The organism is Acinetobacter dispersus (assembly GCF_009884975.1).
GTDB lineage: Bacteria > Pseudomonadota > Gammaproteobacteria > Pseudomonadales > Moraxellaceae > Acinetobacter > Acinetobacter dispersus.
The window spans coordinates 1632242-1652433 of sequence record NZ_CP041970.1; the positions used below are offsets into that span (position 1 = coordinate 1632242).

The 20192-nt window shown below is 41.4% G+C and carries 18 protein-coding genes and 1 pseudogene; 10 read left to right on the forward strand and 9 right to left on the reverse strand.

Going from position 1 to position 20192, the window contains the following annotated elements; genetic code table 11:
- The first annotated feature begins 52 nt into the window (after positions 1-52).
- Positions 53-1018: an alpha/beta hydrolase gene (locus FPL17_RS07515; RefSeq protein WP_151715773.1), complete on the forward strand. Its 966-nt coding sequence runs from the start codon at positions 53-55 to the stop codon at positions 1016-1018.
- A gap of 32 nt (positions 1019-1050) precedes the next feature.
- Here FPL17_RS07515 and FPL17_RS07520 read toward each other — a convergent pair whose 3' ends face one another.
- Positions 1051-2229, reverse strand: coding sequence for a transcriptional regulator (locus tag FPL17_RS07520; RefSeq protein WP_159884278.1), 1179 nt, complete (start codon positions 2227-2229; stop codon positions 1051-1053).
- 127 nt (positions 2230-2356) lie between these two features.
- Here FPL17_RS07520 and exaC point away from each other — a divergent pair, with 127 nt between their 5' ends.
- From exaC to FPL17_RS07545, 5 genes are all read left to right on the forward strand, one after another.
- Complete coding sequence (gene exaC, locus FPL17_RS07525; RefSeq protein ID WP_005189696.1) at positions 2357-3868, forward strand: acetaldehyde dehydrogenase ExaC; 1512 nt, start codon at positions 2357-2359, stop codon at positions 3866-3868.
- 207 nt (positions 3869-4075) lie between these two features.
- Positions 4076-5506 (forward strand): ethanolamine permease, encoded by a 1431-nt coding sequence (gene eat, locus FPL17_RS07530; protein ID WP_159884280.1) that lies wholly within the window; start codon positions 4076-4078, stop codon positions 5504-5506.
- Positions 5507-5529: 23 nt separating this feature from the next.
- Positions 5530-6915, forward strand: a complete 1386-nt coding sequence (locus tag FPL17_RS07535) for an ethanolamine ammonia-lyase subunit EutB (protein WP_159884282.1) — start codon at positions 5530-5532, stop codon at positions 6913-6915.
- Positions 6916-6925: 10 nt separating this feature from the next.
- A complete protein-coding gene (gene eutC, locus FPL17_RS07540) occupies positions 6926-7741 on the forward strand; it encodes an ethanolamine ammonia-lyase subunit EutC (protein ID WP_159884284.1) in 816 nt (271 codons plus the stop codon).
- A gap of 115 nt (positions 7742-7856) precedes the next feature.
- Positions 7857-8567: a glutamine amidotransferase gene (locus FPL17_RS07545; protein ID WP_159884286.1), complete on the forward strand. Its 711-nt coding sequence runs from the start codon at positions 7857-7859 to the stop codon at positions 8565-8567.
- Between the two features lie 107 nt (positions 8568-8674).
- Here FPL17_RS07545 and FPL17_RS07550 read toward each other — a convergent pair whose 3' ends face one another.
- The gene (locus FPL17_RS07550; RefSeq protein ID WP_159884288.1) at positions 8675-10402 is read right to left on the reverse strand and encodes a glutamine--tRNA ligase/YqeY domain fusion protein; all 1728 of its coding nucleotides are present in this window, start codon (positions 10400-10402) and stop codon (positions 8675-8677) included.
- Between the two features lie 167 nt (positions 10403-10569).
- On the opposite strand from FPL17_RS07550, the gene FPL17_RS07555 reads away from it, so the two are divergent.
- From FPL17_RS07555 to nfsB, 3 genes are all read left to right on the forward strand, one after another.
- Positions 10570-11079 carry a peptidylprolyl isomerase gene (locus FPL17_RS07555; RefSeq protein WP_004661403.1) on the forward strand — a complete coding sequence of 170 codons (510 nt, stop codon included), beginning with the start codon at positions 10570-10572 and terminating at the stop codon, positions 11077-11079.
- Between the two features lie 85 nt (positions 11080-11164).
- The gene (locus FPL17_RS07560) at positions 11165-11881 is read left to right on the forward strand and encodes a UDP-2,3-diacylglucosamine diphosphatase (protein ID WP_159884290.1); all 717 of its coding nucleotides are present in this window, start codon (positions 11165-11167) and stop codon (positions 11879-11881) included.
- 235 nt (positions 11882-12116) lie between these two features.
- Positions 12117-12770, forward strand: a complete 654-nt coding sequence (gene nfsB, locus FPL17_RS07565; protein WP_159884292.1) for an oxygen-insensitive NAD(P)H nitroreductase — start codon at positions 12117-12119, stop codon at positions 12768-12770.
- Positions 12771-12832: 62 nt separating this feature from the next.
- Here the strand turns inward: nfsB and FPL17_RS07570 are convergent, their stop codons facing one another.
- The 7 genes and pseudogenes from FPL17_RS07570 to tsaE form a co-directional block, all read right to left on the reverse strand.
- Positions 12833-13459, reverse strand: coding sequence for an NAD(P)H-dependent oxidoreductase (locus FPL17_RS07570; protein ID WP_159884294.1), 627 nt, complete (start codon positions 13457-13459; stop codon positions 12833-12835).
- 78 nt (positions 13460-13537) lie between these two features.
- Positions 13538-14125, reverse strand: a complete 588-nt coding sequence (locus FPL17_RS07575) for a TetR/AcrR family transcriptional regulator (protein WP_159884296.1) — start codon at positions 14123-14125, stop codon at positions 13538-13540.
- A 33-nt stretch (positions 14126-14158) separates the two neighbouring features.
- Positions 14159-15016 (reverse strand): EamA family transporter, encoded by an 858-nt coding sequence (locus FPL17_RS07580; protein ID WP_004806050.1) that lies wholly within the window; start codon positions 15014-15016, stop codon positions 14159-14161.
- Positions 15017-15097: 81 nt separating this feature from the next.
- Positions 15098-15615 (reverse strand): annotated as a pseudogene (hfq, locus tag FPL17_RS07585) (RNA chaperone Hfq).
- A 91-nt stretch (positions 15616-15706) separates the two neighbouring features.
- A complete protein-coding gene (gene miaA, locus FPL17_RS07590) occupies positions 15707-16651 on the reverse strand; it encodes a tRNA (adenosine(37)-N6)-dimethylallyltransferase MiaA (RefSeq protein ID WP_004806046.1) in 945 nt (314 codons plus the stop codon).
- 6 nt (positions 16652-16657) lie between these two features.
- Positions 16658-18598, reverse strand: coding sequence for a DNA mismatch repair endonuclease MutL (gene mutL / locus FPL17_RS07595; protein ID WP_159884298.1), 1941 nt, complete (start codon positions 18596-18598; stop codon positions 16658-16660).
- Positions 18588-19064 (reverse strand): tRNA (adenosine(37)-N6)-threonylcarbamoyltransferase complex ATPase subunit type 1 TsaE, encoded by a 477-nt coding sequence (tsaE, locus tag FPL17_RS07600; RefSeq protein ID WP_159884306.1) that lies wholly within the window; start codon positions 19062-19064, stop codon positions 18588-18590. The genes mutL and tsaE overlap by 11 nt, the downstream gene beginning before the upstream one ends.
- A gap of 117 nt (positions 19065-19181) precedes the next feature.
- Here tsaE and FPL17_RS07605 point away from each other — a divergent pair, with 117 nt between their 5' ends.
- Positions 19182-20177 (forward strand): pseudouridine synthase, encoded by a 996-nt coding sequence (locus FPL17_RS07605; protein ID WP_159884309.1) that lies wholly within the window; start codon positions 19182-19184, stop codon positions 20175-20177.
- Positions 20178-20192: the final 15 nt, after the last annotated feature.

The following is a 20192-nucleotide window of genomic DNA, read 5'->3' on the forward strand; positions in this document are numbered from 1 at the left end:
AAGGGTTTTCATTTAATGTGTTTGTTAATGAATTCAGACTTGATCTATAAAAATGACTACTTCAAATCTTTATGAATATCAAACAGATATACTTGGTGAAGATTATCAGCAACTGACTTTAAATTTCGCTGATGATTATGATGGAAAAGTTGTTGCGACCTTGGTCCGCAAGAAGGCCGCTGAAGCGACCAAAAAAGCAGTTTTATATATCCATGGTTTTGCAGACTATTTTTTTCAAAAAGAAATGGCTGAACAATTCAATCAGCATGGTTACGATTTTTACGCACTCGACCTCAGAAAATATGGTCGCTCAAAACTGCCTCATCAAAAACTCTATTACGTTTTAGATCTACGCGAATACGATGCTGAAATCAGCAAGGCACTCGAAGTGATCAGTCAAGAAAATCACAATCAGGTTGTATTGGCAGGACATTCGACAGGCGGTTTAATTGCGACTTTATATGCTGCACATTATCCTGATCATCGTTTAATTAAAGCGGTTTGGAACAACAGCCCGTTTTATGACTTCTATAAAAGTGTTATTGAGAAAAAAGTCGGGATTCCCTTACTCAGTGAAGTGGGTAAACGCTTACCGAATGCAAAATTTCCAAGTGGTCTAAACCCATGGTACACACCAAGCTTGCATAAAGATTTTTACGGTGAATGGGATTTCAATCTGGATTGGAAACCGAAAACCATGCCTTTTGTACATCTCTCTTTTGTCACGGCAATTCATGAAGCACAAAAAGAAATCCATCAAGGTGTGACCTTAAATGTGCCTACCCTAATCATGCATTCACATCAATCCAAATTCCCTAAAAAATGGGGTATTGATGCACAGCAAAGTGATGTGATTTTGGATGTTAATGATATGACGCAAAATGCCAAGAAAATGAAAGGTGATGTGCAAACCCTGTCTATTCAAAATGGTTTGCATGATCTTGTACTGTCTGCACCACCTGTACGTGAGCAGGTGTATCAACAGCTTTTTGCATGGCTAGCTGAAAAAATCAAATAACCTAGATGGTCTTTTTATAATGATCCTAATGCTCAGTGGTCTTGGTACTTACTGAGCATATTTTTAGCAGGATGAGATGCAGGCAATAATTCCAATAAGCGTTCCGCCGCATCAACCGCTTCAGGACAATAAGCCAAATGCTTTAATAAAGCGTCGCTGCCCTCTGATTGAAAAATGGCGTGACTCAAACGGGATTCCAAACAATCCCGCCAAGCACATAAAAATGGACTTTCGGTTTTTGCTAAAAAAATGCCGGTATAGCCTTGTAGTGCGGTGTTGATATAGCCGGCATCCAATGCTTGTTCCAGTTGCAGGAAATCCGCCTCAACAGGTACATTCAAGCGATACGGACGAGAGCCAAGTAAGTCCCCCAAGTGCTCTCTTAAATGAGACATCTCCGCTTTTAATGTCCCCATACTGACTTTGCGTTCCCCATACAAAGCCTGATGTAAATTCTCTAAATTCAGCCCTTGCGGGCATAAAGCCAAAATCACCAGAATTTCCACTTGTCTCGGGCTTAAGCTTAAGTGCTTGCCATTGACCAAGACCTGCGCCGTATTAAAAGTACGTATATACAGATGTTGTTGCTGTAATTGTTGTACCGCCATTTGGATAATTGCAGCACAGCGCTCGACCGCTAACAAACCTAAACTATTGTGGTTTTCCCATGTGGTGGATAAATCTACTACGCCTAAGACTTGTTTGGAGTATGGGTCTAGGATTGGAGCAGCATAGCAAACCCAATCATGTACCGATGCCATATAGTGTTCATTGGAAAATACACAACTTGATTTCTGCGTCTTGAGCGAAAGTGCCAGCGCATTGGTGCCAACCAGTTCTTCCTGCCATTGCCCACCTGCAACAAAATGGACACGTTCGGCAGCATTGCGCATTTGGGTACAGGATGCCGTCCAAATAATGGTACTGCCGACATCTCCAACCGCAAGCACCATCGCTGACTGTTCTGCAACATGCTTGAGGTCTTGTTGACAAGCCTGTAATGCCAAGGCCAATGAACCTGTTTGTGTCGAAACTTGATCGAGCAACGGTGCAGCTAAACGTTCTTTAGGAATATCAGCGCGTGTAGAACGCTCCCAGGAACTGGCAATACTCTGTTCCATTTTTTCGGCATGTTGTGGATTGAGGCTACTTTGTGCCCTGAGTTGCTCAACCAATGCCCGCTGTTGCTGTAATTCCCTTTTTGTATGCATTTGTAATTTCCCTATTCCCTTACATGCAATTCCAACCTTTTTCCAACCTTCAACGCGATAACGTCATTCTCAATAACGTACCCAGTACTTTATTTAAAAATATCACAACACATAAAGGAGTATGTATATGCGCTATGTTGATCCGAATCAATCTGGTTCAAAAATCCATTTTAAAGACCAATATGAAAACTTTATTGGTGGACAGTGGGTTGCCCCTGTTAAAGGAGTCTACTTCGACAATATTTCTCCTGTCGATGGCAAAAGTTTTACTCGTATCCCACGCTCGAGTGCAGAAGATATTGAATTGGCACTGGATGCCGCCCACAAAGCCAAGCAAGAATGGAATAAATCCTCTCCAACCACACGATCTAATTTATTACTAAAAATTGCTGACCGTATGGAAGCCAATTTGGAAATGCTGGCGGTTGCTGAAACTTGGGATAATGGTAAACCTGTCCGTGAAACACTGGCGGCTGATATCCCTTTGGCCATTGATCATTTCCGTTATTTTGCAGGCTGTATTCGCGCACAGGAAGGTGGTATCTCTGAAATTGATGAAGACACCATTGCCTATCATTTTCATGAACCACTCGGCGTAGTTGGGCAAATCATCCCTTGGAACTTCCCAATCTTGATGGCGGCATGGAAATTGGCACCGGCATTGGCTGCGGGCAACTGCGTGGTGATCAAACCTGCGGAGCAAACACCTGTTGGGATCTTATTGGTGGCTGAGCTGATACAGGATCTATTACCTGCAGGTGTACTCAATATCGTCAATGGTTATGGTGCCGAAGTTGGCCGCCCACTAGCAACCAGTCCACGTATTGCCAAAATTGCGTTTACTGGCTCAACCCAAGTTGGGCAATTAATCATGCAATATGCCACTGAAAACATCATTCCAGTGACTTTAGAGCTAGGCGGAAAATCACCGAATGTGTTCTTTGCCGATGTGATGGATCATGACGATGATTTTCTGGATAAAACCCTTGAAGGTTTTGCCATGTTTGCGCTGAATCAAGGTGAAGTCTGTACCTGCCCATCGCGTGCCTTGATTCAGGAAAGTATTGCCGATCAGTTTATGGAAAAAGCCATTGAACGGGTCAAACGCATCAAACTTGGACATCCCCTCGATACCGACACCATGGTCGGTGCGCAAGCCTCCTTAGAACAACAAGAAAAAATCCTGCGTTGTATCGATACAGGCCGACAGGAAGGTGCAGAAGTGCTATTGGGTGGGCATGGTCGCCAAGAGGTTGGCAATGGTTACTACATCGAACCGACCATCTTTAAAGGTCATAACAACATGCAAGTGTTTCAGGAAGAAATCTTTGGCCCTGTACTGTCGGTAACCACATTTAAGGATTTTGATGAAGCCATTCAGATTGCCAATGACACCATGTATGGCTTAGGTGCTGGGGTCTGGTCACGTTCAACCCATACCGCCTATCGTGCAGGTCGTGCCATTGAAGCGGGTCGAGTTTGGACCAATTGTTATCACATCTACCCTGCCCATGCTGCATTTGGAGGCTATAAAAAGTCAGGTGTCGGCCGTGAAAACCACAAAATGATGCTCGACCACTATCAACAAACCAAAAACTTGTTGGTGAGTTATTCAACCAAAGCCATGGGCTTTTTCTAAGTCGATAGAAGGATCAAATACTGTATAAGCCTTGCGACATAGGCTTATACAGCCTTAAACCATAATGTACTGATGATTCGATAAACACCGTATTTTCTCAATCAAACTGGATCAAGCAATCAAATAGAAATTTAATTTTGGCACAAGGTGTGCAACATCGGCATTGCTTTTGCATCTTGCTGATGAGACCCATACACGGAGCTTTGTATGAACAACCAAGAACCTATTTCTGCACTTTCAGCATCTGCAACCTCTTCTGAAGATTATTTTGCCCAAAGAAAACTCAAGCAAGGTGCCGTGGGCTGGTTATTACTGATCGGCTTAGGAGTCGCCTATGTCATTTCAGGTGATTTCGCGGGCTGGAATTTTGGTATCGCTCAAGGGGGTTGGGGTGGCATGTTTGTTGCCACCGCAGTCGTTGCCGTGATGTATCTCTGCCTATGTCTGGCCATGTCCGAAATGGCGACCATGCTCCCAACAGCGGGTGGCGGCTATAGTTTTGCCCGTATCGCATTTGGTCCACTCGGTGGCTATTTAACAGGTACCGCGATTCTGATTGAGTATGCGATTGCGCCTGCCGCCATTGCGGTCTTTATTGGGGCCTATTGTGAATCTCTATTCGGCATTGGTGGTTGGCAAGTTTATTTAGCTTGTTATCTGATTTTTATGGGTATTCACCTAAAAGGTGCTGGTGAAGCTCTTAAAATTATGTTTGCCATCACCTTGGTTGCAGCGATTGCACTGGCTGTTTTTATCGTTGCGATGTTGCCTCATTTTAATTCACAGAACCTGTTTGATATTCCTGCAGGGCAACAATTTGGCGCAAGCAGCTTTCTTCCCTATGGTTATTTAGGCATTTGGGCAGCGGTTCCCTATGCGATTTGGTTTTTCTTGGCCGTTGAAGGTGTGCCCTTAGCTGCTGAAGAAGCCAAAGACCCTGCAAAATCGCTGCCACGCGGACTGATTGGTGCGATGTTAATTTTAACCGCCTTTGCCCTATTGATTCTATTTTTAGGCGCAGGTGCAGCCGGTGCCAGTACCTTACAAAACTCCAGTGCGCCATTGGTCGATGCCCTTGTCAAAGTCTATGGACAAGGTACATGGCTGGCTAACTTTGTCAATTTTGTCGGTCTTGCAGGGCTTATCGCCAGTTTCTTTTCAATTATCTATGCCTATTCTCGCCAGATTTTTGCGCTCTCCCGTGCGGGCTATTTACCTACATCACTGTCATTAACCAATAAAAATCACGCCCCTTATTTAGCCATCATCATTCCAGGCATCATTGGCTTCTTCTTGTCTTTAAGCAAAGAAGGCGATTTGCTTATTTTAATTGCAGTCTTCGGGGCAACCATTTCTTATGTCTTGATGATGCTTTCGCATATTAAGCTGCGCGTATCTCGTCCCCTAATGCACCGCCCCTATAAAACACCTGGTGGTATCGTCACCTCGAGCATTGCCTTAATTTTGGCTGCTATTGCAGTTGTCGCAGGTTTTCTGGTCAATCCTAAAGTGTGGTGTATTGCAGCAGGCATTTATATGGTCTTTATTGCCTATTTTATCTTTTACAGCCGTCATCAACTTATACAAGGGACGCCAGAAGAAGAATTTGCACAGATCACGGCAGATGAAAAGCAATAATCAGAAAGATTAAGGAGAAGCGCATGCGTTACCGTCAAATCGTGGCCCAACAACACTATCAGTTTGCTGATCTTAAAACCTTGATGGCAAAAGCCACCCCTTTACGTTCTGGCGATCAACTGGCAGGGGTTGCTGCACAGGATGCTACTGAACGTGTTGCTGCACAAATTACGCTTGCAGATGTGCCGTTAAAGAACTTTTTAAATGAAACCGTAGTGGATTACGAGACCGATGAAATTACCCGTCTGATTATTGATGAACATCGCGCTGATCTGTTTGCACCGATTGCGCATTTTACGGTGGGCGATTTTCGTAACTGGTTACTCAGTGAAGATGCAACCACCGAAAAACTGCAACAGCTTGCAGCGGGTTTAACCCCAGAAATGGTCGCAGCTGTGAGTAAAATCATGCGTAATCAAGATCTGATTTATGCCGCAAGCAAATGTGAGGTCATTACCCAATTTCGCAATACCATCGGTTTAAAAGGACATTTATCCACGCGTTTACAACCCAATCATCCCACCGATGATGTGCTGGGTATTTCCGCCAGTATTTTAGATGGTCTGATGTATGGCAATGGCGATGCAGTGATTGGCATTAACCCTGCAACAGACAATCTGCATAATCTCTCTGAGCTGTTAAAGCTGATCGACCATGTCATTCAGGAATATCAAATCCCGACCCAATCGTGTGTTCTGACCCATATTAGCTCTGGCATTCAGCTGGCAGAAAAAAATGTTCCGATTGACCTGATGTTTCAATCTATTGCAGGTACACAAAAAGCCAATGAAGGTTTTGGTATTTCACTTCAAATGTTACAGGAAGGTTATGAAGCTACACTAGCTTTAAACCGCGGTACGCTTGGCAACAACGTAATGTACTTTGAAACCGGACAAGGCAGTGCCCTGTCGAGTAATACACATCACGGCGTTGATCAGCAAACTATCGAAGCACGTGCCTATGCTGTGGCGCGCAAATACAATCCCCTATTGGTCAATACCGTGGTCGGCTTTATTGGCCCTGAATATCTCTACGACGGAAAACAAATTATTCGCGCAGGCCTAGAAGATCATTTTTGTGGCAAGTTGCTCGGTCTGCCAATGGGCTGTGATATTTGCTATACCAATCATGCAGATGCCGATCAGAATGATATGGATGTGCTGCTGACCTTATTTGGTACAGCAGGTATTAATTTTATTATGGGCATTCCGGGTTCGGATGATGTGATGTTGAATTATCAAACCACCTCTTTTCATGACGCGCTTTATCTCAGACAACTGCTTGGGCTACAGCCTGCCCCTGAATTTTCACATTGGTTAGAACAACAAGGGATTTTAAAACAGCAGCAACAACAAATTCATTGGGCTAAACAGATGCCTGCTCAATTCTCCAAACTTTTGATGCATTAAGGAGAATACAATGAAACTTTCTAAAGACATTCAATTTCCTGCACAGGCGCATCAAGACCAGTGGGAAACACTAAAACAGTTTACCGATGCCCGTATTGCCATTGGACGTGCAGGATGCAGCATTCCAACCCATGCATTGCTTGATTTCCAACTGAGCCATGCCCAAGCCAAAGATGCGGTTTTTCAGTCCTTGAATGTCGAATTACTGACTGAGCAATTACAACAATTGGGCTTAAACCCAATCCATGTACAAAGTCAGGCTGAAAATAAAGAGCTGTATTTGAAGCGGCCTGATTTAGGACGTTTACTTTCAACCGCTTCGATACAACAGCTTCAGCAGATGCAAAAAGATTCGCAGGCTTATGATGTCTGTATTGTGATTGGCGATGGCCTATCAGCCCGTGCCATTGAAGAAAATGCACTGCCTTTTATTCAGGCACTGATCCAGCCTTTTGCAGAACAACAGTGGTCCTTAGCCCCAATTGCAATTGCCACAGACAGCCGTGTTGCTTTGGGCGATCAAATCGCTGAAATTTTTCAGGCTCGTATGTTGGTTATGCTGATCGGTGAACGTCCCGGTCTCAGTTCACCTGACAGTATGGGGCTCTACTACACATGGGAAGCGCAAAGTGGTTGCCTAGATTCACAACGTAACTGTATTTCAAATATTCGTCCCGCAGGATTAAGTATTCCAATTGCCACACAACGCTTATTGGCATTAATGCATAACTCCAAACGACTAGGATTATCTGGTGTCGATTTGAAGGATGAACATGTGGTTCCAATTTTGGAAGAAGAACATCATCAACGCAGATTGCTTTTTTAACTGAGTAATTGGACAGCCCTATTTTTCCAGTGCTGTCCAACACGCATAAGGTCAACACATCGGTCTTAAAAATGATTTAAGATACAACATAATTTTTACTCATTGGTACTCGGTCATGCCCCTCGCCACTCACCTAAAAACCGTTTATGCCATTCAACATCTTGCTTTTGAAGACCTAGGTTCATTAGAAGATATTTTTTATCAATTGGGTTTTCGCGTCCGTTATTTTGAAGCGGGTGTGGATGATCTAAGTCCAGCGCTTAATTATGATGGCTTAACGGTGATTCTCGGTGGACCAATCGGTGTTTATGAAACAGAAGACTACCCCTTTTTAGTGGATGAAATTGCTGGGTTAAAACAACGCTTAAAAGCCAATAAACCAACCATTGGTATTTGTTTGGGTGCACAACTCATTGCACTCTCACTCGGTGCAAAAGTCTATGCTGGACACCAAAAAGAGATTGGTTGGAGTAAATTAGACATTAAAGTGCTTGAGACGAATCCCTTAGCCGCATTAGAAAACGTTGAAGTCCTGCACTGGCATGGTGACACTTTTGATTTACCTGAAAATAGTACCTTATTGGCAAGTTCAGCGATCTATCCAAATCAAGCTTTTTCTGTGGGAAATAATATCTTGGCCTTGCAGTTCCATCTTGAAATCGCTGAAGAAAATTTTGAAAAATGGCTGATTGGCCATACTTGTGAAATACGCCATGCGGGTTTATCTATTCCTCAATTGCGTCAAGATAATCAGGCTTATGCAGCACAGTTAGAACAGCAGTGCCGATTGGTCATTCAAACGTTCTTAGACAATCTGAATATTTAAAACTTCATTCTTTTAGAGTCTCAATAAAAAAGCCCAATTTTAAAATTGGGCTTTTTCAGTCTAAATCTAATTCTCCAAACACTCAGTGAGGAGAATTTGCTTCACACTTACTTCTTGTCTGCTTTAAAACTGTCTTTTAAATCCAGAATACGGTTAAACACAGGCTTTTCAGCTTGATGATCATGTTGATCCGCAACAAAGTAACCTTCACGTTCAAACTGGAAACGATCCTCAGGTTTCGCTTGTGCTAAAGCAGGCTCAATCACCGCTTGAACCACTTTTAATGATTCAGGATTTAGATTTGCCAAGAAATCATCATCTGCATCTGGTGCAGCTTCAGTAAATAAACGATCGTAAATACGAACTTCCGCAGGCACACCTTTAGTCGCAGAGACCCAATGAATCACACCTTTTACCTTACGACCTTCAGGATTCTTACCTAAAGTTTCAGGGTCAATTGAACATTTAAGTTCAATTACTTCACCATTGGCATCTTTAATCACTTCATCGCATTTGATGACATAAGCATGGCGTAAACGCACTTCACCATCAGGAATCAGACGTTTAAAGCCTTTAGGTGGCACTTCTTCGAAATCTTTACGATCAATATAAAGCTCACGTGTTAAAGGAATAATACGTTCGCCCATATCCACGTTTGGATGACGTGCATGAGTGAGATCTAGTTCTTCAGGTAAATTGGTCAATGTCACTTTCAATGGATTCAGTACTGCCATGCCACGTGCTGCTGCATTTTCCAATGACTGACGAATACAGAACTCAAGCATTGCCACATCAACAATACCATCAGTTTTCGATACACCAACACGCTTACAGAAATCGCGTAAACCTTCTGCGGTAAAACCACGGCGACGCATACCGACAACTGTTGGCATACGTGGATCGTCCCAGCCATGTACGTGATTGCCTTCAACCAATTTACGCAATTTACGTTTAGAGGTAATGGTGTAATCGATGTTTAAACGTGAAGACTCATACTGACGTGGTACAGCTTGCGAGTGCACTTTCTCAACAATCCAGTCATAGAATGGACGGTGATCTTGGAATTCTAAAGTACAGAGTGAATGGGTAATACCTTCAATCGCATCAGACAATGGATGAGCATAGTCATACATTGGGTACATTTTCCATTTATCACCCGTTTGGTGATGCTCTGAATGTAGTACGCGATAAAGAATCGGATCACGCATGTGCACATTCGGGCTTGCCATGTCGATTTTGGCACGAAGTACAGCACCACCTTCTTGGATTTCACCATTACGCATTTGTTCGAAACGCGCAAGATTTTCTGCAACAGTCGCATCACGATATGGCGAGTTTTTACCAGGCTCAACAAAATTACCGCGGTTCAGCTTGATTTCTTCTGGTGTTTGCAAATCAACATAAGCATCACCTTGTTCAATCAACTGAACAGCCCATGCATAAAGTTGATCAAAATAACCAGAAGCGTAACGAGGCTCGCCATTCCAGTTAAAACCTAACCATTTCACATCATTGGCAATACCATCAACATATTCTTGTTCTTCGGCATCTGGGTTTGTATCATCAAAACGTAAATTACATAGACCATCAAATTCTTCGGCAATACCAAAGTTCAAACAAATTGCTTTGACATGACCAATATGCAGATAACCATTTGGTTCAGGTGGGAAACGTGTTACTACTTTTTGGGTACGCCCTTCTTTAAGATCGTCGGTAATCACTTGACGAACAAAATCTAAGCCTGCCTGTTGTTCTTGCTGCGCGGCATCGACAGAGGCATGGGTATTCGGCGTCGGGGTCTTTGGCAGTTCAGAAACAACATCATTTGGCTTCATAGGGTGTAAATCACTTCTTACAGTTAAAAATGGGAAATAAAAACGCAATCTTTGCTTTTTCTGAAAGATTTTAACGTTTTTTACTTGCCTTGTAGTTTACAGTTTGCTTATGCTTCTCTCAACCAAAAACCCATGGTCAATTTGCCCATGTTTAGGAGATTAATGTAATGAGTTTTCCTCAAGTCGAATTAAACACCAACAAAGGTCGTATTGTTCTTGAGCTTAACGCTGAAAAAGCACCAAAAACGGTTGCAAATTTCTTAGAATATGTACGTGACGGTTTCTATGACGGCGTAATTTTCCACCGCGTGATTGATGGTTTTATGATCCAAGGCGGTGGCATGGATGAAAACTTCAAAGAAAAAGCAACACGTGATTCAATCGAAAACGAAGCTGACAACGGCTTAAGCAACGATGAAGGCACAATTGCAATGGCGCGTACTCAAGCTCCGCACTCTGCATCTGCTCAATTCTTTATCAATGTTAAAAACAACTCTTTCTTAAACCACACTGGTAAAACAGCACAAGGCTGGGGTTATGCAGTATTTGGTAAAGTCGTTGAAGGTCTTGATATTGTAGAAGCGATCAAAGGCGTACGTACTGGTAACCGTGGTTATCACGCAGACGTTCCTTTAGAGAACGTTGTAATTGAATCTGCTAAAATTATCTCTGAATAATAATCCCTCCTAACCTCCCTTTATAAAGGGAGGAAAGTCCCTCTTTCTTAAAGAGGGATTTAGGGAGATTTAAAAGGATAAAAGTGTGACCTACCTGTTTATCTCAGATCTACATTTGTCACCTGATCACCCTCGACTCGTTCGAGGGTTTTTGGCTTTATTGAAACAATATCAGGATAAAAACACGCAACTCTATATTTTGGGTGATTGGTTTAATGCTTGGATTGGTGATGATTACACTGCCCCATGGTTAGATGAAATTGTCAGTGCTTTGCAAAAATTCACCACAGCGAACAACCAAGTTTATTTCCAAGTGGGCAATCGCGATTTTGCCTTAGGTCAAAAATTCTTAAAGCAATTCGATGGCATTTTACTGCCTGACGTTTATACCTTAAATATTCAGCAACATACGTTCCGACTGGAACATGGCGATGCGCTCTGTACCGATGATGTTGCTTATCAACGTTTTCGTAAAGTGATTCGAAATCCTCTATTACTTGGCTTTCTGAAAAGCTTACCCCTCAGCTTTAGACAAAAACTGGCCAATGGTTTTCGTAAAAAAAGTAGCGAAACCAAACAACTGAAAAGCTATGACATTATGGATGTTAATGCTCAAGCCGTAGAATCCGTGATCGAACACGTTGATTATTTAATTCACGGTCACACCCATCGTCCAGAGATTCACCATGTCCTTAACAAACAACGTATTGTTTTGGGAGATTGGCGAGCAGATTCAGCTTGGATCTTAGAACTCAGCCCACAAGAAAACTATCAATTAGATTTTAAACAGTGGTTCTATTGATCATTTTTTAACAGCTGCACTAATCTATTTCCTCATTTCTGAATATTTTTATAAAACATTTGTTTGCACTTCGCTAAACCTTCGGTCGCTTATCTCCTTGCGCTTTATCAGAGCTTTAGTCGCTCTGATAAAGCTCATATACGACTTAAATCTATATAGAAATCACATTTAGCTACTTTTCGTGAAATTTAGATCAAGTAAAATAAATTAAATTTTAAAATCGAGTAAATGACGGATGGATACTTTAGCTACAGCAAAAACACGTTATGCCACAAAAGCTTATGATGCAGAGAAAAAAATTCCTCAAGCACAATTTGAAAAACTACTCGAAATTTTACGTTTCAGCCCTTCTTCGGTAAATATTCAACCTTGGCACTTCTTGGTTGCTGAATCTGATCAAGCAAAGCAGCGTATCGTATCGGCATTGACTGGCAATTATGTGTATAACGCGGCCAAAGTTCTCAATTCTTCACATACCTTAGTATTTTGCACGCGTACCGATATTTCTGCTGAATACTTAGAACAATTATTACAGCAAGATGATGCCAGTGGTCGCTTTAAAGATGAAACTGCCAAACAAGGACAACGTGCCACACGTTCTGGTTATGTTGAATTCTATCGTAATGAACTGAAAAATCTTCCTGCATGGATGGAAAACCAAACCTATCTTGCACTCGGACAACTGTTGTTTGCAGCAGGCCTAGAAGGAATTGACGCAACACCGATGGAAGGGTTTGATAGAGAACTCATTAATAAAGAATTTGGTTTGACTGAAAAAGGCTTAAAAGCTTCTGTGATTGTTGCACTCGGTTATCGTAGTGACAGTGATTTCAATGCCAAACTGCCAAAATCACGACTACCAGATGAAGTGGTTTTTACTCGTCTATAAAAGTATTTATTGAATAATTGCCCTAATAATGACCAATTACATCTTATTATTAGGGCTTAGCATTATGCATTCGTATGGATTTGAGATTGACTTAAAACCGTCTGGTCTAATTCTTCAAAAAAGACCTTCAGATCATCGGCCTGAATAAAATCTGCTTTAAATAGCATTGAGGTTTGAACATCATCGATCCCACAATAGGCAAAAATGCCTTCCACAATTTGTTTATGAATCGCTTGTGTATAACCATGCCGATCATACCCAGATTGCGTCCCTGTTGCAGTCCCTATCAGTTTAACTGGAATATTTTTTAAAGTACCCAATAGATTTCCCTGTTCATCGTATTTGTAAGCCCAGTCCTGACTAAATACACGTTCAAACCAGCCCTTTAAGAAAGCAGGAATCGACCACCAATACACAGGAAAAATAAAATAGACAACATCCGCACGATCAAAGCGCGCTTGTTCAAATTGGACATCTGCGTCCAAAGCTTGACGACCACGATAAGCTTCAATATCAGAAAGCGTCATCGCAGTTTGAAAACCTTCTTTATATAAATCGGCAATTTCTACTGAAACACCCTTTCCAGTTAAATCATGAGAAATATGCTGTGCAATCTGATGAGAAAGTGATTGTGTATCTGGATGCGTTATAACAATCAAAGCATGCTGAAGTTTATTTGAATTAGACATAGATCCATTCCGAATAGATGATTCACACAAGTTACCAATAGTAACTTATGCTGTCAACTCGGTTTTTGCTGCCTATATTTAGATCGCTGAATAATCTTGTAAAATAACTAAAAGTGAATTTTCCATCACCTGCTGTGCAGTCAGTGCATCAATTTGATTTTTACTTGCTGCTGTCGATACCGTTTCAATCAAGCCCATGATCGCGATCACGATTGCTTCACCCTCTTTTCCATCCAATTGAATAAATGGATGGATGCTTTGTTTAAAAATTTCTGTGAATTTTTGCTGACATTGCTGAAAATAGTTTTGCAAGATATCACTACCAGACAAAGCAGCAATGACCAATCCAACCTCTGGACCCGTTGAGATAAAACAACTTAAATAAGCATCGCAAAAAATATGAATGGTTTGCTGTAAGGTTTTTGCTTCGGCAGCTAAAGACCGATTAAGCTCTGCAGTCTGTTTATCATCAAACTCCTGATAAATCGCAATCAGTAACCCTTCACGGTCAATAAAATGTCGATATGCAATTGGCTTAGTAATACCAGCTTGCTCTGCTAAATATCCTAGGGTTAGGGCTTCTACACCCTGAGTTCGAATAATTGAACGAGCCACCTGCAACAATTGTTGTCTGCGCTCTTCCTTACTTAGTCTCTTACCAGTCATAATTTTACTTCCATCAAATTTAGCCAAATCGCTTTACATCATTGCTTTGGCTAAACACAGGACTGCAACCACACCACAGATCAATCCAATCCAGGTATAAGCTTTTAAGCGTTCTTTAAATAATACGACACCACTCAGAACGCCAAGTACCACGACAAGAATATTCATCCCAGCAAAAACAATGGCTGGCGTTTCTTTGAAAATCATATGTGCTTTGACATATAAGGCAATATTGGCAAAATTGAGTACACCTAAAAATAAACCTGTAAAAATATTTTTAGGCTGCCAATTGGGTTGAGTAATTGCGATATAAGCGATGGATAAAATAAAGGCTGCAATAAACGTTAAATTCAATGTGACTGCAAACTGCAAGCCTAAACTACTACTATATTTAAGTAATATATCTACAGCAGCATAACCCGCCCAAACACTAAACAAAAACAAGGCTGATTTTAAATTCATGCCTTTACTTGCCTGCTCTGTGGCCTGTCCGATAATAATCGCTAAAATCGCAATGATGCCCAGTACGACGCCAATTAATTTTAATTGGCTAAACTGCTCCCCAAAAATAAAATAGGCAGCTAATAACGACAGTATGACTGCAAGCCGCTGAGCAATTTCCGTTTTCAGGATACCTGCAAATTGCAAAGACTTCGCCAAACATAAAAATATGCTGGGTAATAACACTGCTAAAATAAGAATTAACCACCAAGGGGTATGATTCAAAGAGATATGCGTAATATCGGTTTTAAACCAATAAAAACATAAAAGGCTTGCGCTCAAATAATTCCACGCAATCATTTGAAAAACATCAAATCCCTTTGCCTTTAAGTATTTCAGCAAAATTGAGACCAATACACTACAACATGCCGCAGCAACAATCATTTCCATAGTATTTATTCTAGCTTTTTAATAGACAAAAAAATGCCAGTCTAGCGTGAGACTGGCATTTTCTTAAAGATCATCAATCAATTAACGATTGTTTTCGTCTTCTTGACCATCTTCGAATTTAGTTTCGCCATCGAAGCCACCTTGATGACCAAAGCCACCTTGACCACCGAAGCCACCTTGACCACCGAAGCCACCTTGACCACCGAAGCCGCCACCTTGACCGCCGAAGCCACCACCTTGACCACCGAAGCCCCACCTTGACCACCGAAGCCGCCTTGACCGCCGAAGCCGCCACCTTGACCACCGAAGCCACCAGCAGCGCCTTGACCACCGAAGCCACCAGTAGCGCCTTGTGCAGGGAAGCCACCAGCAGTACCTTGAGCACCAGCAGGACGTGGGTTACGCGCAGGAACAACTGTAGAAATCGCGTGTTTATAAACCATTTGACTTACAGTGTTTTTCAACAAAACAACATATTGGTCAAATGACTCAATATGACCCTGCAATTTGATACCGTTTACAAGGAAAATAGAAACTGGAATACGTTCTTTACGGAGAGAATTTAAGAACGGATCTTGTAAAGTTTGACCTTTAGACATTTTTAACTCCAAAAAATTTTTAAATCAGCGCAAAAAAACTATCTTTATTTTTCAACTAAAAATTATAAAAAGACAGCCTGCGAATTTTGCTTTATCCAAAGAAGTTTCGCAAGTCTTCTTTCGCCTGCTTTATCGTCACGTAAGTTTTAAAATCGTGTATTTCTTGCAAAGAACGTAACCATGTGTATTGACGTTTAGCTAATTGCCTCGTCGCAAAAAGGGCTTTGTTCTCCATTTCTACTTTATTTTTGAGACTTAAGTCACTTTTTAGTAAAAAATCTAAAGCTTGACGATAACCAACAGACCGCATAGACGGTAAATCATCATTTAAATCGTATTTTTTAATCAATTCCTCTACTTCATTCAAAAAACCAATATTCCACATTTTGCTCAATCTTTGCTCAATGCGTTGATGTAATTCTAAACGATCTGGCATTAATGCGTAGTTATGAAATATGTAACGATATGGTTGATTTTTAGGTTGTTCAGCTTGTAGTTTTGTTATCGGTTCACCCGTGATTCGAAACACTTCAAGCGCACGAATGATGCGCTGCTTATCCGATACTTTAAACTTTTCTCCTGCAACAGGATCTACCTCAACCAACTCTTCGTAGACAGATTGCCACCCCTGTTGTTCAGCTTTCTGAAGAATGGCATCACGTATCGTTTGATCCGCATTGGGTAAATTACTTGCCAGACCTTCAAGCAAGGCTTTGAAGTACAACATGGTTCCACCCACCAAGATCGGGGTCTTACCACGGGCATGCATATCATCAATCAATGGGCAAACATCTTCAACAAATTGTGCTGCCGAATACACCTCTAAAGGCGTAATAATATCAATCAAATGATGCGGATATTGCTCTTGTTCTGCTTTGGTTGGTTTCGCTGTGCCGATATCCATATCTTTATAAACTAAAGCTGAATCGACTGAAATCAGTTCGCAATTTCCACGCTCATAAAGTTCACATGCCAATGCTGTTTTACCGCTTGCGGTAGGCCCCATTAAATTGATGACGGGCAATTGATTTGACATGTAAAACTACTCTCCTCGAGCAAATAATTTATCTAATTGATGGAGTGGAAACGCACGCCAAGTTGGACGCCCATGATTACATTGACTGGCAAACTCGGTTTGTTCCATTTGACGCAATAAAGCATTCATTTCCGATAAACTTAACTGACGATGCGCACGCACAGCACCGTGGCAAGCCATCCCAGCGAGCAATTCATCACGTTTTTGCAATAAACCTCTCGCTTCATCATTTGGATCAAGATCATTCAGCAGTTCTGGAATAAGGTTGCTAAAATCAGCTTTATGCAAAATCGCTGGGACACCACGCACAATCACTTGATCATCACCATATTGATCGACTTCTAAACCGAGCCGTTGCAATTGTGATTGTAAATCTTCGATACGTGTCGCTTGCATGCGTGTGATAGATACAATTTTTGGAATCAATAACTGCTGAGACGTCCAAAATTCAGGTTTATCCCATGCTGACTTCATTTGTTGCAGCAAGATACGTTCATGTGCCGCATGCATATCCACAATAATCAAGCCTTCAGTATTTTGGGCCAGAATATAAATGCCATGCAGTTGTGCGATCGCAATACCGAGTGGAAACTCATCCACTCGTGATGGACCTTGATCATTTCCATCTTCCGCGTCTTCGCGTAAAGGTGCTAAATAACTTTTGAGTGCATTATTCAACTGTGCAGAACCATTATATCGAGGCTGCTGAGCTTGCGATGAATTGTATTGCACAGCTTGTGGTCGACTTTGATTAAATTCAGTCAACAAATCTGTCGATACTTCAGCAGGTTGATTTGATTGCGGTTCTGCTTCTATCGCCGCACGATGTAAATTGAATTGTTCTTGGTATTTTGGCTGTGGTTGATAATTAAAATTATCATCCGCCTCATCTGTTTTCATTGCCTGTGCTAAATCGGCACTCGCCGTCTGAAATTGAGACAAGGTTGCTTTGGCATAGTGACGTACAAATTCATGCACTTCACGCTGGTTTAAAAAGCGGATTTCATGCTTAGTCGGATGCACATTGACATCGATATTTTCAGGATCAACTTCTAAAAATAACAAATAGGATGAATGTTGATGACCATGCAAAATTCCGTCATAGGCCATACGCAACGCATGTGAAATGGTTTTATCTTTGACAATACGACCATTCACATACACATATTGCATATCAGCTTGTGCACGCGCATCGGAAGGATGTCCCAACCAACCTGATAAGCGCATATTGATACTATCTGAATCGATCCAGTACGCATTTTGGATAAATTGCTGGCCTAATAACTGTTGCACACGCTGATAGCGTAATTCACCACTGTCAGCGACAGGCAGGTTTAAACGAATATTATCGTTATGCTCCAGTACAAAACGAATATCGAAATGGGTTAAAGCCAGACGGCGAACAATTTCTTCAATATGATTAAATTCTGTGGTTGGTTTTTTTAAGAATTTACGACGTGCAGGCACATTAAAAAATAAATCCTGTACACGAATGTGTGTACCTTTTTGTGCAGCGACTGCCTGAATCTGTTGATGATCAAAAGCCGTACCATTCACTTCAACTTGATAGCCGACACCTTGCTCATCCTGACTACTGGTCAGAGTTAAGCGTGATACGGCTGCAATTGACGCTAAAGCCTCTCCTCGGAATCCCAGACTCACAATCGCATGTAAGTCATCAGCAGTTTGGATTTTGCTGGTGGCATGACGCATCACCGCTAAAGGTAAATCTTCTGCATGAATACCATTACCATTATCAATGATTTCAATCAGCGTTGAACCGCCCTGTGCAACACGGATAATTAACTCAGTTGCGCCCGCATCAATTGAGTTTTCTAATAATTCTTTGACCACAGATGATGGACGTTCAATTACCTCACCCGCCGCAATCTGGTTGGCTAAGGCAGCATCAAGGGTATGAATACGACGAGTTGAATCATGCGCCATTCAATTGTTCCTGCAAAGTTTGAGATAAAGATTCAGATTCAGTGCTTAGCGTGACAAACCGTGTCAACTCATCATCCGATTTTTGAATATCAATCACCACATCAGGTTTTGGAATTTCATCTCCACCTTTCGATGGCCATTCAAACAAAAATAAAGCATCGGGCGTTTCTAAATAATCACGGATGCCCATCAGCTCTAATTCATAAGGGTCATCCAGACGATATAAATCAAAGTGAAAAATTTCTTTACCTTGGATTGAATAAGGCTCAACCAAGGTATAAGTCGGGCTTTTTACTGAGCCTTGATGCCCTAGATGTTGTAAGAAATAACGGGTAAAAGTGGTTTTTCCAGCACCTAAATCACCAATTAAATAAATAATGCCAGAGCGTACCTGTTCAGAAAGGATATGTGCAAAACGCTGTGTGTCTTGTTCATGATTTAAAGTAAATTTCACTGAAGATGACATGGCAAATAAAACATAATTGGGATAGCAGCTATGATAACATTGCCCTGCTTTAAAGCCTAATAAACTCCTTTTAAACTGGCTTTTTTTACATCGTTTATACCGAGTCGATATCGCTGTATGTCATCAATCATTGAATTTACGCCTCCGCTCATTAATGGTGTCAGTGCCAGTAAAGTTTTTTTGCCTCATGACGTTTCTGCGTCGACCATTTTTGATTATCTCTGCCAACATTTTCCACATATTCAAGTTAGCGAATGGCAACAGCGTTTTGCAGATGAGCTGATTTATGCGGCGGATGGCACCAAGCTCACAGTAGAAAGCCGCTATACAGCCAATACTCATATTTTTTATTATCGTTTTCTCGCACATGAAGTACATGTTCCATTTCAACATGAAATCCTATTTGAAAATGATGATTTACTTGTCGTCGATAAACCACACTTTTTGACCATGACACCAACGGGACAATACGTACAAGAAACCCTCTTGGTCAGACTGAAAAAACAAACTGGCTACGAAGATCTCACCCCCATCCATCGACTTGATCGAGAAACAGCAGGTGTGGTTTTATTCTGCAAAAAAGCCGCCTCAAGAAGCGCATATCAGCAGCTTTTTGCCGAACGAAAAGTGCAAAAAACCTATCATGCCATTGCAAAATATCGACCTGAACTGGATTTTCCGCAAATTTTGCAGCTACATTTAGAAAAAGGTCAGCCTTTTTATACAATGCAAATCAATGCCGAAAAACCCAGTAATACGGAGACTTTAATTGAACTGTTAATGCATGACCAACAATATGCTAAATATAAACTTAGTCCCAAAACAGGAAAGCAGCACCAATTACGTGTGCATTTAAATTATCTGAATATTCCGATACTTAACGATTCTTTTTATCCACATATTGAACATAAAGCAGAGGATGATTTTAGCCAGCCATTGCAGCTACTTGCCAAAGAAATTTACTTTATTGACCCCATTTCAAATCGGGAAATGCACTTTAGTTCCACCTTTGAACTTGCATTGCCAACACAACGTAATGACAAAAATTCTATTTTTCACTTCAAAAATATTGAAATTACATTGCAATGGTTTAAAATACATGACGATAACTAAAAATATTTGGTCTTA

Bases quoted from the DNA above. Each gene is read 5' to 3' on its own strand.
- FPL17_RS07515 (WP_151715773.1), top strand. From the start codon at position 53: ATGACTACTTCAAATCTTTATGAATATCAAACAGATATACTTGGTGAA.
- FPL17_RS07520 (WP_159884278.1), bottom strand. From the start codon at position 2,229: ATGCATACAAAAAGGGAATTACAGCAACAGCGGGCATTGGTTGAGCAA.
- exaC (WP_005189696.1), top strand. From the start codon at position 2,357: ATGCGCTATGTTGATCCGAATCAATCTGGTTCAAAAATCCATTTTAAA.
- eat (WP_159884280.1), top strand. From the start codon at position 4,076: ATGAACAACCAAGAACCTATTTCTGCACTTTCAGCATCTGCAACCTCT.
- FPL17_RS07535 (WP_159884282.1), top strand. From the start codon at position 5,530: ATGCGTTACCGTCAAATCGTGGCCCAACAACACTATCAGTTTGCTGAT.
- eutC (WP_159884284.1), top strand. From the start codon at position 6,926: ATGAAACTTTCTAAAGACATTCAATTTCCTGCACAGGCGCATCAAGAC.
- FPL17_RS07545 (WP_159884286.1), top strand. From the start codon at position 7,857: ATGCCCCTCGCCACTCACCTAAAAACCGTTTATGCCATTCAACATCTT.
- FPL17_RS07550 (WP_159884288.1), bottom strand. From the start codon at position 10,402: ATGAAGCCAAATGATGTTGTTTCTGAACTGCCAAAGACCCCGACGCCG.
- FPL17_RS07555 (WP_004661403.1), top strand. From the start codon at position 10,570: ATGAGTTTTCCTCAAGTCGAATTAAACACCAACAAAGGTCGTATTGTT.
- nfsB (WP_159884292.1), top strand. From the start codon at position 12,117: ATGGATACTTTAGCTACAGCAAAAACACGTTATGCCACAAAAGCTTAT.
- FPL17_RS07570 (WP_159884294.1), bottom strand. From the start codon at position 13,459: ATGTCTAATTCAAATAAACTTCAGCATGCTTTGATTGTTATAACGCAT.
- FPL17_RS07575 (WP_159884296.1), bottom strand. From the start codon at position 14,125: ATGACTGGTAAGAGACTAAGTAAGGAAGAGCGCAGACAACAATTGTTG.
- FPL17_RS07580 (WP_004806050.1), bottom strand. From the start codon at position 15,016: ATGGAAATGATTGTTGCTGCGGCATGTTGTAGTGTATTGGTCTCAATT.
- miaA (WP_004806046.1), bottom strand. From the start codon at position 16,651: ATGTCAAATCAATTGCCCGTCATCAATTTAATGGGGCCTACCGCAAGC.
- mutL (WP_159884298.1), bottom strand. From the start codon at position 18,598: ATGGCGCATGATTCAACTCGTCGTATTCATACCCTTGATGCTGCCTTA.
- tsaE (WP_159884306.1), bottom strand. From the start codon at position 19,064: ATGTCATCTTCAGTGAAATTTACTTTAAATCATGAACAAGACACACAG.
- FPL17_RS07605 (WP_159884309.1), top strand. From the start codon at position 19,182: ATGTCATCAATCATTGAATTTACGCCTCCGCTCATTAATGGTGTCAGT.